The 15,843-nt window shown below is 37.2% G+C and carries 15 protein-coding genes and 1 tRNA gene; 9 read left to right on the top strand and 7 right to left on the bottom strand.

The genetic code is table 11. From position 1 onward, the window contains the following. The first annotated feature begins 19 nt into the window (after positions 1 to 19). From KGF86_RS14595 to KGF86_RS14585, 3 genes are all read left to right on the top strand, one after another. Complete coding sequence (locus KGF86_RS14595) at positions 20 to 562, top strand: sigma-70 family RNA polymerase sigma factor (RefSeq protein ID WP_186869567.1); 543 nt, start codon at positions 20 to 22, stop codon at positions 560 to 562. Then, positions 528 to 2,591, top strand: coding sequence for an ankyrin repeat domain-containing protein (locus KGF86_RS14590; RefSeq protein WP_211742308.1), 2,064 nt, complete (start codon positions 528 to 530; stop codon positions 2,589 to 2,591). The genes KGF86_RS14595 and KGF86_RS14590 overlap by 35 nt, the downstream gene beginning before the upstream one ends. A gap of 152 nt (positions 2,592 to 2,743) precedes the next feature. Further along, positions 2,744 to 3,313 carry a hypothetical protein gene (locus tag KGF86_RS14585; RefSeq protein ID WP_211742307.1) on the top strand — a complete coding sequence of 190 codons (570 nt, stop codon included), beginning with the start codon at positions 2,744 to 2,746 and terminating at the stop codon, positions 3,311 to 3,313. 24 nt (positions 3,314 to 3,337) lie between these two features. Here KGF86_RS14585 and nagZ read toward each other — a convergent pair whose 3' ends face one another. Next, the gene (nagZ, locus tag KGF86_RS14580; RefSeq protein ID WP_211742306.1) at positions 3,338 to 5,017 is read right to left on the bottom strand and encodes a beta-N-acetylhexosaminidase; all 1,680 of its coding nucleotides are present in this window, start codon (positions 5,015 to 5,017) and stop codon (positions 3,338 to 3,340) included. Positions 5,018 to 5,155: 138 nt separating this feature from the next. Between nagZ and KGF86_RS14575 the strand changes: the two genes are divergently transcribed. Then, a tRNA-Ala gene (locus KGF86_RS14575) sits at positions 5,156 to 5,228 on the top strand. 303 nt (positions 5,229 to 5,531) lie between these two features. Here KGF86_RS14575 and KGF86_RS14570 read toward each other — a convergent pair. Beyond that, positions 5,532 to 5,861, bottom strand: coding sequence for a DUF4870 domain-containing protein (locus tag KGF86_RS14570; protein WP_186869563.1), 330 nt, complete (start codon positions 5,859 to 5,861; stop codon positions 5,532 to 5,534). Positions 5,862 to 6,039: 178 nt separating this feature from the next. Here KGF86_RS14570 and KGF86_RS14565 point away from each other — a divergent pair, with 178 nt between their 5' ends. Continuing rightward, positions 6,040 to 8,061, top strand: a complete 2,022-nt coding sequence (locus KGF86_RS14565) for a prolyl oligopeptidase family serine peptidase (protein ID WP_211742305.1) — start codon at positions 6,040 to 6,042, stop codon at positions 8,059 to 8,061. A 227-nt stretch (positions 8,062 to 8,288) separates the two neighbouring features. On the opposite strand, the gene KGF86_RS14560 is transcribed toward KGF86_RS14565, so the two are convergent. The 3 genes from KGF86_RS14560 to KGF86_RS14550 form a co-directional block, all read right to left on the bottom strand. Continuing rightward, positions 8,289 to 8,996: an ABC transporter permease gene (locus KGF86_RS14560; RefSeq protein WP_186869561.1), complete on the bottom strand. Its 708-nt coding sequence runs from the start codon at positions 8,994 to 8,996 to the stop codon at positions 8,289 to 8,291. Beyond that, positions 8,993 to 9,841 (bottom strand): ABC transporter ATP-binding protein, encoded by an 849-nt coding sequence (locus tag KGF86_RS14555; protein WP_186869560.1) that lies wholly within the window; start codon positions 9,839 to 9,841, stop codon positions 8,993 to 8,995. The genes KGF86_RS14560 and KGF86_RS14555 overlap by 4 nt, the downstream gene beginning before the upstream one ends. Before the next feature lie 110 nt (positions 9,842 to 9,951). After that, the gene (locus KGF86_RS14550; protein WP_211742304.1) at positions 9,952 to 10,971 is read right to left on the bottom strand and encodes a LytTR family transcriptional regulator DNA-binding domain-containing protein; all 1,020 of its coding nucleotides are present in this window, start codon (positions 10,969 to 10,971) and stop codon (positions 9,952 to 9,954) included. A 293-nt stretch (positions 10,972 to 11,264) separates the two neighbouring features. Between KGF86_RS14550 and KGF86_RS14545 the strand changes: the two genes are divergently transcribed. The 3 genes from KGF86_RS14545 (at position 11,265) to KGF86_RS14535 (ending at position 12,308) form a co-directional block, all read left to right on the top strand. Beyond that, positions 11,265 to 11,711 (top strand): hypothetical protein, encoded by a 447-nt coding sequence (locus KGF86_RS14545; RefSeq protein WP_186869558.1) that lies wholly within the window; start codon positions 11,265 to 11,267, stop codon positions 11,709 to 11,711. A 62-nt stretch (positions 11,712 to 11,773) separates the two neighbouring features. Next, positions 11,774 to 11,971, top strand: coding sequence for a hypothetical protein (locus KGF86_RS14540; protein WP_186869557.1), 198 nt, complete (start codon positions 11,774 to 11,776; stop codon positions 11,969 to 11,971). A 106-nt stretch (positions 11,972 to 12,077) separates the two neighbouring features. Next, complete coding sequence (locus tag KGF86_RS14535; RefSeq protein WP_211742303.1) at positions 12,078 to 12,308, top strand: DUF6199 family natural product biosynthesis protein; 231 nt, start codon at positions 12,078 to 12,080, stop codon at positions 12,306 to 12,308. A 55-nt stretch (positions 12,309 to 12,363) separates the two neighbouring features. On the opposite strand, the gene KGF86_RS14530 is transcribed toward KGF86_RS14535, so the two are convergent. Both KGF86_RS14530 and KGF86_RS14525 read right to left on the bottom strand, forming a co-directional pair. Continuing rightward, positions 12,364 to 13,152, bottom strand: a complete 789-nt coding sequence (locus tag KGF86_RS14530; RefSeq protein ID WP_425516496.1) for a squalene/phytoene synthase family protein — start codon at positions 13,150 to 13,152, stop codon at positions 12,364 to 12,366. A gap of 214 nt (positions 13,153 to 13,366) precedes the next feature. Next, entirely contained in the window at positions 13,367 to 14,395 is a 1,029-nt protein-coding gene (locus KGF86_RS14525) for a hypothetical protein (RefSeq protein WP_211742302.1), read from the bottom strand. 190 nt (positions 14,396 to 14,585) lie between these two features. On the opposite strand from KGF86_RS14525, the gene KGF86_RS14520 reads away from it, so the two are divergent. Next, positions 14,586 to 15,743, top strand: coding sequence for an AI-2E family transporter (locus KGF86_RS14520; RefSeq protein WP_186869553.1), 1,158 nt, complete (start codon positions 14,586 to 14,588; stop codon positions 15,741 to 15,743). The last annotated feature ends 100 nt before the right edge of the window (positions 15,744 to 15,843 follow it).

Genomic DNA, 15,843 nt, shown 5'->3' with positions numbered 1-15,843 from the left:
AACCAGGAGGTGATGGATTGTGTCGCATAATGAGATTATATCGAATTGGTTTGAACAGTATGGAAATGATATCTATCATTTTTTACTATACAGGATTGGCCCAAGAGATGCTGAAGACTTGCTGCAGGAAGTCTTTATAAAAGCATTGAAGGGGTTTACAAGCTTTAAAGAAAATGCTACACCGAAAACATGGTTATTTAGTATCGCGCGAAATCTAGCCATTGATGAAACTAGGAAAAAGAAGGCCAAAAAATACGCTACTACCGTGCCACTTGATCAAGCCAATGAACCTAAAACAGTGAATTCTCCCGAAGCCATACTAGACTTAAATGAAGATACAAAGGCTATCTATGAATGCATTCAACTCTTAAAGCCTAATTACCAAGATGTGATTATTCTACGTGGAATCAAGGAACTTTCTGTACAAGAAACGGCCAATATATTGAAATGGAGCGAAAGTAAAGTAAAGTCGACACATCATCGGGCAAAAATAGCCTTACACGAAGAGTTAAGGAGGTGTTTCTCTTATGAAGAAACTAAATCACCTAGAGCAGCTAGATGAACACTTACGTATAATGCCAAAGCCTAACTTAAATAAAGAAAGAGAATTGCAGATAAAGAGAACCATCTTAAATACTAGAGCAGCGAATATTAAACCGAAGAAAAAACGAAATTATAAGGGTATAGCCGCTACAATCGGTGCTTTAGCAGCAGCATTTATATTCAGCCTATTACTGTATGGAGCCCTTGGCAAAGAACAGCAGTCCACCTTATTATTAACTAATTTTATAGAGGATGAGGTTTCTAAAATTAGTGGAGAGCTTAACGGTAATACCTACACCTCAGACGATCAAGCTATCATTAACTTGTTCTACGAGAAGATGGAGGATACGGAACTAGTAGAAACTGTAGCTAGCGATACCCAGTTTGCTGAAACACTAGAGGTATACAACAACCAGAATCAGCTAATAGGAGCCTTTCATTTCAGTGATTCCAATGTGGTTATGATAGATGGTAAACAGTATGAGATGAATACAGCAGAATGGCAGAATTTCAAAGAAGTTTTCTACACCGATGAATATTTAGTTGTAGAAGATTCGGAAGATGAACCAGAAGAGCAGCCAGAGGAAAGTATAAATGTAGAGGAATTAATAGATCAAGAGTTAGCAAAGGCACCTAGCGAACGAGATTGGGACACTATTTTAGGGCATATACAAGAAGGAGCAAATCCAGATCGTGCCCTACAGCTTGCTGCGAAAGATAACCTGGATACAGTGGTGGAATCATTACTTCTTGCTGGAGCTGATCCGAACAGTTTAGACAAAAATAAGGACACCCCACTAACATTGACAACTAGTACAGAAGTCGCTTCCCTGCTTATCGAAAATGGAGCGAATATCGAACACCGCAATGCACGTGATTATAATGCACTAGTTCTAGCAGTTTATGGACATCAGACCGAGATGGCGAAACTTTTATTAGAAGCTAATGCCAATCCCAATACAACCGTTACTTCTAATAATGATGTGACCGTACTATGGATGGCTAGTAAATTTAATGATCAGTCTATTAAAGACCTGCTCATTCAACATGGGGCTGAATTAGTGGAAGGGTATGAATATGAAGGATGGATGGCATCTGAGATTCCAACGCTTGAAGAAATGCTAACGGCTGATTTACTTTCTTATGCCTCTATAGGGAGATTACCTAATTTAATGACCATTCAGCTTCCAGCAGATTCTTCCATCTTCCCTAATCAGTACGGGGAAGCGTTTGAATCATTTACAGTAGAGAATGGTGTGGCAGATGTTTATGGCGACCATCTATTTATTAAGTCCGGGGGGGGAAATCTATATACGAAATACCAGTATGAATTAAATCCTGGTGATAATGTAACTGTAAATGATATCGAAGCGGCATTAGGGCAGCCAAGTTCCACCTATATGGATGAAGCAAACGGATTACGCTATCTATCCTATAGCTTAGATCATTATGAGCTCCGGTTTTCTTTTGATGGTACCGTAACCTATCCAAAGGAAGAAACAGCTATTTTATCACTGGAGCTACTTTACAAACAACCTGGTATTGTTGAACATGCAGAAACCGTATTCGATTTACTTGCAACAAGAAATATGACTGAACTCGCTAATCATGTTCACCCTGAAAAAGGTGTTGTCTTTGCACCATTCCTACAGCTAAATTCAACACCATTAACAGAAGAGCACGAACCAGTAATCTTCCAAGCTAACGAGATTTCTGGGTTATTACAGAATAAAACGGTTTATCACTGGGGAGACCATGGATCAAGCGGCTTACCGATTGATATGTCACCTGCTGAGTACTTGGATAACTATGTTTATACCAAACAAGAACCAGATTCTATCTTTATCAATCAACAAGACCTAAGTGGTCCAGAGTTTTTTACCGACATTATACGAGGAGAATACCCTGATGCCCACATGGTCCAGTATTCATTCAATGAAACTATACCAGGAGATGATTTAAGCTGGCTTCAATTGACGTTAATCTTTGAACCATACAACAACGAATGGAAGTTAGTAGGAATATTGCACAATGCATGGACACCATGATGAAAAAAAAGAGGAAGGCTGTGTGCCTTTCTCCTTTTCCAATTCCACTTGCAACCATAATATATCCCCACTCATTTTTGATGTATAATGAAAGTACATCACTAGTATCGATTGTTTTAATATGATAGGATTTTTTTACTTAGGAGGTAGTTATGTCCACATTCACAAATGAAGAACTAAAAAGAATTATTAAGGGAAATCCGGTTGGCGAATTTCATCCATATAACTTGGAGGAATATGACCATGAGGCAGTGAATGATTATATTGCTAGTGTAGTTGGATCAATCTCCGCAATTAAGAATCTAGCTATTGAGGCAAACTTTGATAGCTATGGAAGTGGTTATGCTTCTTATGTAGATGTATTCTGCTATAAAAAGGACGGTAGCTCTTCGGAACAAAAGGATTATGAGCTATGGATTGATGGAATTAGGGTATATATTAATCGGCTTGCCCCAGTAGCTATATTCGGAGAAAGCGAGATTACGAAACATAGAAATGGTGGATCTAGTGATTTCATTTCAAATCATTCAGTCGGCTCGCTTCCACCAGGAGACTGGGAAGATGAGATAAGCGGGATAAAAAGAGTCTTAGAGAAGTTCCACTTCACCATTTTAGATAAGACCTATTTGAATGAACCACTTCCTTTTCAAACAAAAATCCCTACCATTCTCGCCGATCCACCGTATAAGCTTTTTGATGCGCTATTTTATTGGGAGGACTAACAATAGGAACTTACCAGAAAGCCCCTATTGCTGCTCCTCTTTAATTTTTTTATTAATCTGTTCCAGGTCATAATATGCTACCTGCTCATCGGTAATCTGATATTTTCCCTTTACAGCTAATATTCTTTGAACACTCTCGTTTATTCGCTCTTCACTGATTTCACCTTTTTCAACAGCAGACTTAATTGCCTCAATTGAACGAACGATATCGTCATATTCCTTACTAATTAAAATCACATCACTTCCAGCTTTTACAGATTGAACAGCAGCCTCTCCCGGTTCATAATGATTGACTATTGCATCCATATTCATATCATCGGTTACAATAACACCATCAAAATGTAGCTCCTCCCTTAGTAAATCCGTCATAATCGCTTTGGACATCGATGACGGAAATTCTGAGTCGAGTAAAGGGAAAAGTATATGCGCAACCATGACGACATCAGCGCCCTCATCAATCGCATCGATAAATGGGATAAGCTCTAATTCATGTAACGCCTCTAAACTCTTATCTATTTGAGGAAGTTCTAGATGTGAATCAACTGATGTATCCCCATGTCCTGGAAAATGCTTGACTACTGGTATAATATCATTCGCTTCCATACCCTTCATCGTCTGAATGCCAAGGGTACTTACTAAACTTGGATTATCTCCAAAGGAACGGTCGCCAATTACGGGATTTTTAGGATTGCTGTTCACATCGATTACTGGAGCATAGTTCATATTCATACCAAATGCGTGTAACGCTTCTGCTAATATACTTCCTATTTGGTACGACAATTTAGGGTCATTCCGTAAACCAATCTCTTTATTAGTAGGCAGTTCTTCAAGGCCTGGAAGTCTAGTTACCCGGCCGCCCTCCTGATCGACAGATAAAAACAATGGAATTGGATTGACCGAATTTACACGTTTAATTCCATTCACTAGCTGCAAAGACTGCGAATAGCTAGTTAAATTTTTACGAAAGAATATAATGCCACCAACCTTATAATTTTCAATTAAACGTATTGTTTCTGGTTCTGGTGTTGTCCCCTCAATCCCAGCCATAATCATTTGGCCTATTTTTTCATCAAGAGTCAACGTCTCTAGAACGCTTGGTTGATTACTGGTTAACTTAGTAGGGTCAATCGATAATGAAATATGATGGAGTGCTGGATTACCCTCCTTATCTGTTGGTCTTGGCAGCACCCATTTTAGTTGGTATGTACCGTTCACTTGATACACGAGAATAATTTGGTCCACTTGATCATCTTCATAATAACGTTGTTCATCTGCTTCACCTAACGACTTGATAATATCAGCAAAGCGTATGTCTGAGAGCCTATCTTCAAAGGAACGGATATCGAATATAATATCCCCATTATAGCCCAAGGCTACTTTCTTATCTGGATAATCGATATATACAGTCTCACCGGAAGGACTTGAATCAGCGGGATCTCCCCATTGATCGGTAACATCATCCAATAGTGTCTCCCCAGCAATGAATGATACTCCGGGTAGTTTGCCCTCCTTTGCTTGTGCTTGTATATCAGAAATGAATCGGTTTATCGAACTTTGTTGATCAAGACTTTTTTCAACAGGATGATGCCTTGCCTGCTGCGCATCCTTCACAGAAGAAGTACTTCGATTATCTGCATTATTTACGATAGCTAATGTTATGAGAAGGATTACGGTGATACCAATAATAACCAGAAATCTTTTCATTAAACACACTCCCTCTCCTTTATTCTATCCTTTGATTAGACGAAATATCCGAGAAGTGTCTTTTTCCTTTCACTATACTCGTAATCTAACAGTATTGAAATAAAGCGAAGGAATGATTATAATATTACTAGAATGTTTGGGGCATTAGCTCAGCTGGGAGAGCGTTGCACTGGCAGTGCAAAGGTCAGCGGTTCGAGCCCGCTATGCTCCATTACTTTTTTACTTCAAGAATCTTCCTCAGTTCCTTTAAAACAAGAGTCTCCCTCACTATCCAATCATTCTTATCCAAACGAACCATCAAACTTTCATTCTGCTCAATAGCTTCATCTAGGGACACCCACTTAGGGGCTTTTTATATTTCTTATAGTCCAGAAAATAAGGTAGCAAGACATCTCTATCATTCCGTTGGTTTTGTAGAGACATGCATCATGGTAGATGGAGAAATTGTAGCTAAGCTTATCATGTAACACGAGAAAACGTTCAAGCACCTGAGCTTGAACGTTTTCTCCCTTTACTAATTATTAATAAATCGGATAACCAATGGAATACGATATGTCTCCCCTTGATATGCTTTAACTGCAGCAACGATAGTTAGGATAAACCACACAATACCAACCACTACGATTAACAAGAATCCAATTAAGATGATCATTAAAATACTACTAACGATCGAGTAAATCGTAAAGGAAATAATAAAGTTAAAATACTCCTTCCCATGATAGTCGACAAAATCTGAACTATCCCGTTTAATTAGCCAAATTAATAAAGGACCTAGCACCGGAAACGGAAAACTCAACACGTACAATAACATGGCAAACAAGCGATCATCTTCAGTAGAACCCATTTTATCTCCTCCAACGTTTTTAATTTGAGTTTATTATACCTTTATTTATATATAACAAGTATACATTTATTATGAATATTTTTATTTACGATACTCGAAGTTTTTTCAATAATAAAAAGGATTTAAGCCAACTTTCTCGAATATTAATGTAAGTAGATATATTACAGGGGGGACGAACATGATAACAGTAAAAAAAGATTCGATTATAGAAGATTACCATGGTACAAAAGTAAGTGACCCATATAGATGGTTAGAGGATGCTAATTCTAGTGAAACAGTGGAATGGAGTAACTGGATGGGAAAACAATGCTACGATTATTTTGCCCCAATCGGTACTCGCGATACAGATAGAAAGAGATTAGAGGAACTGTGGAATTATCCTAAATATTTTGTACCAAAGAAGATTAAGGACAAGCTATACTATCAAAAGAATGATGGACTACAAAATCAAGCCATCCTTTTCCGAAAAGACAATGAAAAGGAGACAGTCGTGCTAGATCCTAATAAACTTAGTGAAGACGGAACAGTCGCGATGACGAATTACGCCTTCAGTAAAGACGGCAAGTACTTAGCTTACGCAACCTCTACCCACGGAAGTGACTGGCAAGAGATTCGCGTCTTGGATTTAGCGACAGGCACTGATTTAGAGGACCATATCCAACATGTTAAATTTACTAGTATTATATGGTCTCCTGATAGCTCTGGATTCTTCTATAGCCGTTTTCCAGAACCAGGTAGTGTAGCACCTGAGGACGAAAGTAATTATAATAAAGTTTACTTCCATCGTATCGGGGACAAACAAGCAAGTGATCAATTAGTACACGAACAGCCAGAAGACAAAGAGCTTATGTTTTCATCCTTTATTAGTGATGATGATAAATATCTCTGTTTATATGTATTCCTAGGTACAGCTACAGAAAATCGTTTCTACTTACGACCAATTGATTCTGATGAACCTTTCACTAGGCTATTAGATAAATCAGATGCTGAATACCAATATGTAACGAATAAAGATACTACCTTTTATTTTAAAACAGATTTAAACACACCGAATGGCAAAATAATCGCCATTAATCTGGATAATCCTGACCCTTCTAACTGGGAAGAGGTAATACCGGAACAGTCTGATGTAATAGATTTTGTTATTGCTCTTCATGACAAGCTAGTAATTGGATTATTGCATGATGCTCATCATCAATTAAAGGTATATCGTCTAGATGGAGCCTACGAAAATGATATCCCATTACCAATCCTTGGCTCTTTGACCGATATTTCACGTAGCAAAGATGATAATGAGATTTACTTTGGCGTAACCTCTTTCTTAAGTCCAACCGTTGTCTATCAGTATAATCTTGATTCCCAGAAGCTTACTGTTTTTGCAGAGTCAACATTGCCAATCGATACATCCGATTTTGAAACGAGGCAAATATTCTATACTTCAAAGGATGGGACAAAGGTTCCAATGTTCCTAACACATCGAAAGGACTTAGAATTAAATGGTGATAATCCCGGCATTTTGTACGGGTATGGTGGATTCAACATCAATATGACACCTTCTTTTAATCCTGCTATTTTACGATGGTTAGAAAAAGGCGGCATTTACGCTGTAGCCAATCTTCGTGGAGGAACTGAATACGGAGAAGAATGGCACCGTGCTGGAATGTTAGAAAACAAGCAAAATGTATTTGATGATTTTATTTCAGCTGGAGAATGGTTAATTGAAAACAACTATACACGAAAAGAAAAGCTTTCTATTATGGGCGGATCAAATGGCGGATTATTAGTTGCTGCTTGTATGGTGCAAAGACCAGACCTTTATGGCGCTGTTATTTGCCGTGTTCCTGTAATTGATATGCTTCGTTATCATAAATTTACTATTGGTCGCTATTGGATTCCAGAATACGGTAGTGCAGATAATCCAGAGCAGTTCCCATTCCTTTATAAATATTCACCACTTCATAATATTGAAGATGGTGTTAAATATCCACCGGTTCTCATTGCCACTGCTGAAAGTGATGACCGTGTTGTACCAGCACATGCCAAAAAGTTTGCAGCAACCTTAATGGAAAAGGCAGATAAAGATTCTACCATTATCTTACGTCTAGAGGCTAAAGCTGGACATGGATTAGGGAAGCCAACTTCGAAGGTAATTGAAGAATGGGTAGATTTTTATGCGTTCTTAGATAAGGAATTACAGTAAAAATAAGACAAGTTAAGCATCTTATTGGAATTAACTCAAGGAGACTCTATATTGCCTCCTTGTAAGTAGCATACGCAAAAAGACTACTAGGAGCAGGGCTACTAAGAACTTTAATAGTAGCCCTTGCTAACCAGCAGTCTATAGAATAGAATACCTGTGCAGCTTTAGGGTATTTATTGCTTAAATCTGCTACATTCTCTTCCAAAAGGGTTAAAACCTCTAACGCTTTAATCCATTTCCTTCTTCTTATAAACAAAGGCAGTTAACAGAGAGAGAACGACAGCCCATGCTAGTAAAATTACTAAATTCAACCATACATCACCAAATCCTAATCCCGCTTCTACATCATAAGCGATTTCAACCAATTGGATATTGGGTAAGTACTCGATAAACGATAATGCAGGGTATTGTTCCACTAACAGTACTAACAGGGAACCAAAACCGAACAGAAAAATAATTGGTAAGAAAATAACCGATGCTTCTAAAACCGTTCTTGATAATAGCCCCATAATCGTTCCCAGCGCTAAGTAAAATAACATGGAAATAACTAACGCCACAGCAATGACCGGTAGATTAGTAGGTTCATAGCCTGTAATCATGGCACATACTACAATCGCAATAATTGATAAAAAGAAGCTGACTAGGCTTTTTCCAGTAAGAATCTCTGTTAAGGAAGCCGGCGAGAGCATGAGTCCTCGCAATGTATGTTTTTCCTTTTCCTCCGCTATAACCGCACACTGGATAAATGCCGTTACGGACGCTAACGTCATGTTAATAACTAGGTAATGTAGCTCTATCGTTACTTCCCCCATATTACTATATAGAAAGGCCAAGACAATTGGCATGATAAGGACAGAACTAACATACATATTTTTAGATAAATCCTTTAAATCCTTATTAAAAATCGCATAAATTCGTTTCCATGATAATGTCATACTAATTCCCTCCCTGTAATCTCTACGAAAATATCTCCTAATGTTGGCTCATTGGAATGAATCGAAGCAATTTCATTCTTAGACATATAGGTATAAACCTCATCCGCCCCTTCTGCACCACCTGGAACTTGAACGACCCTACCATCCTTCAATTCCACTATTAAAGTTCCATCTGCAAACTTCCTGCGTAATGCTTTCGGTTCATCTAATAGTTGGATTTTTCCTTTATTTAAAAATGCCACTCGATTACAAAGTGTTTCAGCTTCACTCATGTCATGTGTAGTCAAGAAGATGGTTATCCCCTTTTCATTTAAGCGACGTAACCCTTCATGAATTTGCTTAGAGTTCGCTGGGTCTAATGCAGAAGTCGGCTCATCTAAGAATAACAATTCTGGTTCGTGTAATAATGTTCTTGCTAAAAGTACACGCTGGGTCATCCCTTTTGATAGCTTGGAAACAATTTTCTTCTTTTCTTCTAGAAGGTTAACTAGATCTAACACTTCATCCATTCTTTTTTTCGGAACATCATATAATTCACAATAAAGCTTCATGTTATCTTCTATCGAAAGTCTTTGATATAAACCACTATTATCCGATAAAACGCCTATTCTTTTCCGGTAAGATCCTTTATTGAGTGCAGAATTCTTTACCCCAAAAACTTCCGCTTCACCAGAAGTTTGCAGTAGCTGACCAGTTAATATTTTTATCGTTGTAGTTTTTCCAGACCCACTTGGTCCCAAAAATCCAAACGTTTCCCCTTTTGCTACATTAAAATTTACATTTTCTAATGCCGTTTGATTCCCAAAAATCTTGGCTAAATTTTTAACTTGAATGATATTTTCCATTTTTCTCCTCCGTGATGGTTTATTTTGCCTTGTACTCACAGATTATTGAAAAACAAGGGTTTCTGCACTATTTTCTCCGTGAAAAGAGCATATTTGGGGTTGAATGGAGCTTATTTTAGGCCCAACATTTCATTTAGTAAGGCCATTTTTGCCTTTGAAAGTGGAATGGAGGACTTCGGTTTATCATCTAAAACTAAACTATAACTATTTCTTGTCCACGTAATTACCTCACGCACCTTTTGCAGGTTCACAATATAAGAACGATGACAACGGAAAAATCCAAACGGCTTTAACCGTTGTTCTAATTCATTCAATGTAAATACACTTGGGAATGATTCTCCTTTTATAAATACAATGGATTGACCATCATTACTTTCAATATAATCAATCTCAGGTGGATCAAAGAGAATGATCTTTTCATTTACCTTAGTAGGAATTTTATTAAAATTAAGAGCAACCTGACCCTCTTCTTTATCTTTAGCCTCTGATCCATCTTCCATTTGTACTTTACTTAAACCCGATTGACCTAATCGGTATACATCATTAGACATCGTAATAGCACTTTCCATATTATTGGTTAATACAAGTATCGCTTTGTCCTTTTCTTTTAATTCCTCAAGAATATTTAGAAATACTCGTTTTGTTTCCATATCAACATTTAAATCTGGCTCTTCAAATATATACGCAATTGGATCTTGTATGAGGATAAGGGCAAAGTGAACCCGTCTTTTTTCAGAAAAAGTCAGCTGATTTATCTTTTTATTCTTTACAACCCCCAGCTGTACCACATCTAGAATGGTTTCATTGGAAAGCTCTGAACCATAAAGCTGCTTATAAAAATTAATATGATCCAATACCGTTAATCTAGGGTAAAGCCCCACTTCAAAGAAGCATATTCCTAACTTTAGCTCCGTCTCCTTCTTTTTTTTATAGATTTTCTCCCCTAATAGCGTTATTTCCCCTTTGAATATCGGCTCTTTACCAGCTAACATCTCTAATATAGCTACTCTAATATTAAGATTAGAGTGAATGACAACGACTTGTCCCTTCTCTATTCCCAGTTCAAAAGCTGGAAATAGCAGCATATCCTTTTCTTGTTTTTCCAAATTATGTATAGCGAGAACACTCATGAAACCATTATCCCCCGTTTTTCCCTAGTAATATTTCATAACAATTATTGACTTCGTTAACGAATGCATAGTCTTTCATTCTATCATCGGTCAAGACAGTCTTTAATTAATCTTAGCTTGACTAACCAGAATTTTCTAGTCTTTATTTGTTAATTCATGAAAAGAAGGAAGCATTTAGTAAACTAAGTGCTTCTTTTTATATATAGTAATTAGCCCATTCTTCCCCAATAGACTCCCATCCTAGTTGTTTTCCCCATATATTAAATGGAAGACATTTTAAGGAGGAATACGAGTTGAATCAATTTTGGCCACCACATGATGATGAGAGACAATTTAATTTACCTGGATATTTATTAGGACAGTTTTTTGGCGGATTTCCTGGAGGAGGGCAAACTGGAGGGTTCTTCCCAGGTGGGCCATTCCCTGGTCAGCCTGGAGGACAATTCCCTGGTGGAGGTTTTCCTGGCCAACCCGGTGGGGGGCAAGTAGGAGCTCCAACTACTCCGCCACCGGCGTTTATACCACAACAACCACAATTTCAAACATTTGCTATTGACCCTGGAGCAATTAGAGGCTGCTTATTTCGATTTACCTATATTTGGTTAGAGAACGGTAACGCCTTCTGGTTCTATCCAACATTTGTCGGAAGAAATTCCGTTGCCGGATTCAGATGGCAGTTTAATCGTTGGGTATACTTTGGCATTGACCTAGATCGTGTTGCGTCCTTCCAATGCTTCTAGGACAAATGTAATAAACAATGTCCCCTCCTTCTGCATAACCTATAGTGGAAGGAGGGATATGTATGTGGGATAGACTTGTAGGACTATATATTGCAGCTATTTTAGCAGGATTTGCGCTTGCTAACGTACCTACTTCGACCATCATTACAGAGCAAATTGCGGAAATCCTTCAACTAATAGGTGGACTTGTCATTGTTGTCTTTGCTATCGCAATAATCTACCTAGCACTTCGAGCACTCGTTAGTAAGAGTACGAATTAGTTATATTATTTATCTTATAATAAGTAAGAGGCCATATGGTCTCTTTTTCTATTTTTTATGAAACAATTACCACTTGAATTCGTAATAATAAGTGAGGGGGATTGGGATGGAATATGTATTATTACTTACTCTCATTGTAATTCTTATTGTTTATGGTCTTTTAGCTATCTTAAAGCCAGAGATTGGTTGGGAAAACTCAGAAAAATGGAAGACCTTGGACGCAGAAGAAGCATCCGAGGCATATTTATGGCAGGTTCGTATTAGTGGTGTTATCAGTATATTTCTCGCGGTAAGTGTACTGGCAGGCATCCTACTTAAAATATTTTACTTTTCATAAACCAAATATCTGTTTGCTTACAAAGAAAAAACCACGACCATTATGCCGTGGTTTTCTAGCTATTTTTTAGTATGTCATCTACGGTTGCTTCTACCTCTTGACGAGATATTTTTTCCTTGCCCATTTTCAACGCATGAAGGGTTCGATTAGCTAAAGCAAGTGGTATTCTGCAGAATAGAATGATGTTTTTTGTCTTAATAGACTTCATATATTCATCTGCTTTCGCTAGATTGGCAGATGCATATTCAAACATATCTTCTCTTGTCCAATTATCAGGGAAAAACTGTACACCGCGCTCTCTATCCTCATCTACATTACGCAATACATTTACAGCTTGAAGACCTCTTCCATAGCCAATTGCCAAGTCTTTATTCGTTTCCGTATTATCATACCATCGCCAAATGTCGGAAAGCATAACACCGACAAGTCCAGCAACATAGTATGTATAGTCATCTAAATCTTCTTTTGTTTTAATATTCCAGTTTTTCTCTACCCAGTCTGCCATTCCTCTCGCCATGATACTAGTTGATTCTAATACTTTATCCACAATATCTTTCGGACAGAAATGGATCCAATCCCCTAAACGCTTGGTTACCTCTGGTAAAATGGATTCATGAGGTTTAATTAATTGGTTATATGATTCGTTATTAAAGTCCCCTTTTAACAATTCACTAGTCGAACGTAATAAATATTGCTTTGAATCCGAGTCCAGCTCTTCATGATCTTCTATTTCATCAATTGCTCGCATACAAAGGTAAGCTGATGCAACCGTTTTTCGTAATGTTGGTTTCAAAATCTTTATAGGTATATAGAAAGTTCTACTAGTTTCTTTAAGCATATGCATTGCTTCTTTTTCTAATCTCGCCACGTCATTCAAGCTGGTAAATCCTCCTTAAAAAACTAAGCCTAAGTTTGTTTGTGTCAAAGGGATTCCTTGAAAGATTACACACTTTCTTAGAATCCCCATTTTTTATACGTTATATCAATCTATTCCCATTTTACTCTTAATATAACTAAAGTATAACAAACTTTTACAGAACTTGCTTCAATTTACGCGCCTACTCTACTGTGATTGATAGTCTTTGCACGACGTTTTTCCCATTTTCTGTATTTACAACTAAATCCCCTTCTAGCTCTTCACCGTTTTCACCGTATGCTTCTACCACATTGATACTTTGATTATTATCCGGTTCAAATGAAATAACTATCTCGTATTCTTCTAAGTCCTTGATTCTATCGTCTTTTTCTGGGTCTACTATATAAATAACAGCTGTTCCATCTGGATTTACTTCACTTGTCCCTTGGAATCCACTTGTAATATAATTTGGTATTTCGGCACGAGCATGAATGGTTGCCTCTTCCAGTAGATTGCTTTCAATATTAAGTACAATATAATCACCTTGTCTTTCTAATGTAGGCGTTATTCTAACATGCTTACTCCCTAAATCATCTGGAATGTTCCATTCAGGCTTTGTAATGGAGAAAGATTGTTTGGACCCATCAATTACTACAATCTGAGCAAAGGATGCCTTATCGAACATCGCTTCTTCAAAAGCGTCATAATAGATTTGAGCAAAATCACCCCTAATTCCTTCTATGTAATACTCTGCTAATTCTTCTGTATATTGGTCCCCCACCTTAAAGGTTAATTCAATATGTAATATACCTTCGTAATCGTCTGGAAGATTCGCTTCTAATTCAAAGGCACCAGATTCCTCTACTTTCCCTTGAGCGCCGCCACCGATAAACGTTCCTGCCACTGGGGTTGTCATCAGTTGAAGTTTAGAACCCGGTAATAGATTAGTTGTTCCATTTACTCTCACTTTATCTCCAACAACATGGAAATCCCCTTCAAACCATACGTTTAAATCCCCTTGGTCTTCCGGAGCAGTTGTATCCTTAACTTCAAATGACACTTTTTCAGAAACTTGCTCTTCTTCCTCCTGCTCTTCTATTTTCTCCACTTCACTTGTCTTTATTTCTTCTTCACTTTCGTTACCATTTGTCTGTTCCTCTGAATTACTACATGCAGCTAAAATAACAAGTATTATAATAAGAACAATAAAGCCTTCTACTCTCATTTTCATTATCCCACTCCTATTTTGATCTTAACTATTATATAGACATAGGACATAATCATCATCAACAGGACTTTATACTTAATTTATCAACCTAGCATCATACCTTTTTACTATAAATAGAAATAAATTGTAAATCTTAAATGGCATCTTACTCTCGCTTCCTCTATAATAAAAAGAAAAAAGGAGTCCCAATTCTATGAATTCAGATAATCAATTCATCAAGTTCCTCGGGGGAAAAAACATAGTATTCGTCTTAGCTGTACTAATTTTGATTGGGATAACGGTTTTAATCTATAACAAGATTTCTTTTGTTTTTTATCCGTTAATCGTAATCTTATCGACCATAACACCGCCAATTATTCTAGCTTTTATTGCTTTTTACCTATTAAATCCTATTGTTGATTTACTAGAAAAGCTTAAGATACAACGAATTTGGGGCATTGTGATTATTATCATTGGGATCGGTGGATTAGCAACTGGATTAATCCTATTAATTGCTCCAGCTATCGAAAAACAAATTTCCGACTTAATCACTGCATTCCCAAATTATGTACAAACATTATGGTTGGATATAAACAATTGGATTCAGAATAATACACTTCTTGAACCTTATTATGACGAGGCTTATAACTGGGTTGTGTCTAATTTCAGTAATATTCCAGGTGTTATCGGTTCCTATGTATTAGATGCATTTGCAGGGGTAAGAAGCTTTGCGGGGACCGTTACGAATGTTGTTGTAGCCATGGTAACTTTCCCTTTCGTTCTCTTTTTCCTATTAAAGGATGGTAATCGCTTTAAGGAATATAGTTTAAAATTATTACCACCTAAATATCGAAGAGATGCGAATCAAGTATTAGTCAATATGGATGCACAAGTAGGATCGTATATTCAGGGACAAATTATTGTTGCAACCTGTATAGGAATCCTATTATATATCGGCTACTTTATCATCGGATTAGATTACGCTATCACATTAGCAATTTTAGCAGGTATCTTAAGTGTCGTTCCATATTTAGGTCCAACCCTATCCATTATCCCAGCTGTCATTATTGCGATAGTTAATTCACCGTTAATGCTATTAAAGCTGGCAATCGTATGGGTTGTTGTTCAATTCTTAGAAGGGAACTTCATATCGCCTAATATTATGGGAAAAACGATGAAAATCCACCCATTAACGATTATGATCGTATTACTAGTAGCTGGTAATTTATTTGGGCTAATAGGTGTCGTTCTTGGTATACCAGGATATGCCATCTTAAAAGTCATTGTTTCATACATGTATCAAAAATTTAAAGAGCGATACAACCGATTTTATGGTGAGAAATACGGTCCTTATCAGATTGATGAAGAATAATTATAAATAGTTAAATTTGCCTTTATTGTTCATTTTAGCTTCATTCTCGCCGCTGATGAATGATAAAGGCTTTCTATTGTTCGTTATAAATTGGGTGTTT

This window comes from Ornithinibacillus massiliensis, assembly GCF_018310345.1.
GTDB classification, from domain to species: Bacteria; Bacillota; Bacilli; order Bacillales; family Amphibacillaceae; genus Ornithinibacillus; species Ornithinibacillus massiliensis.
The sequence above is the reverse complement of the archived record's forward strand: the minus strand, read 5'-3'. Positions and strand labels throughout refer to the sequence as shown.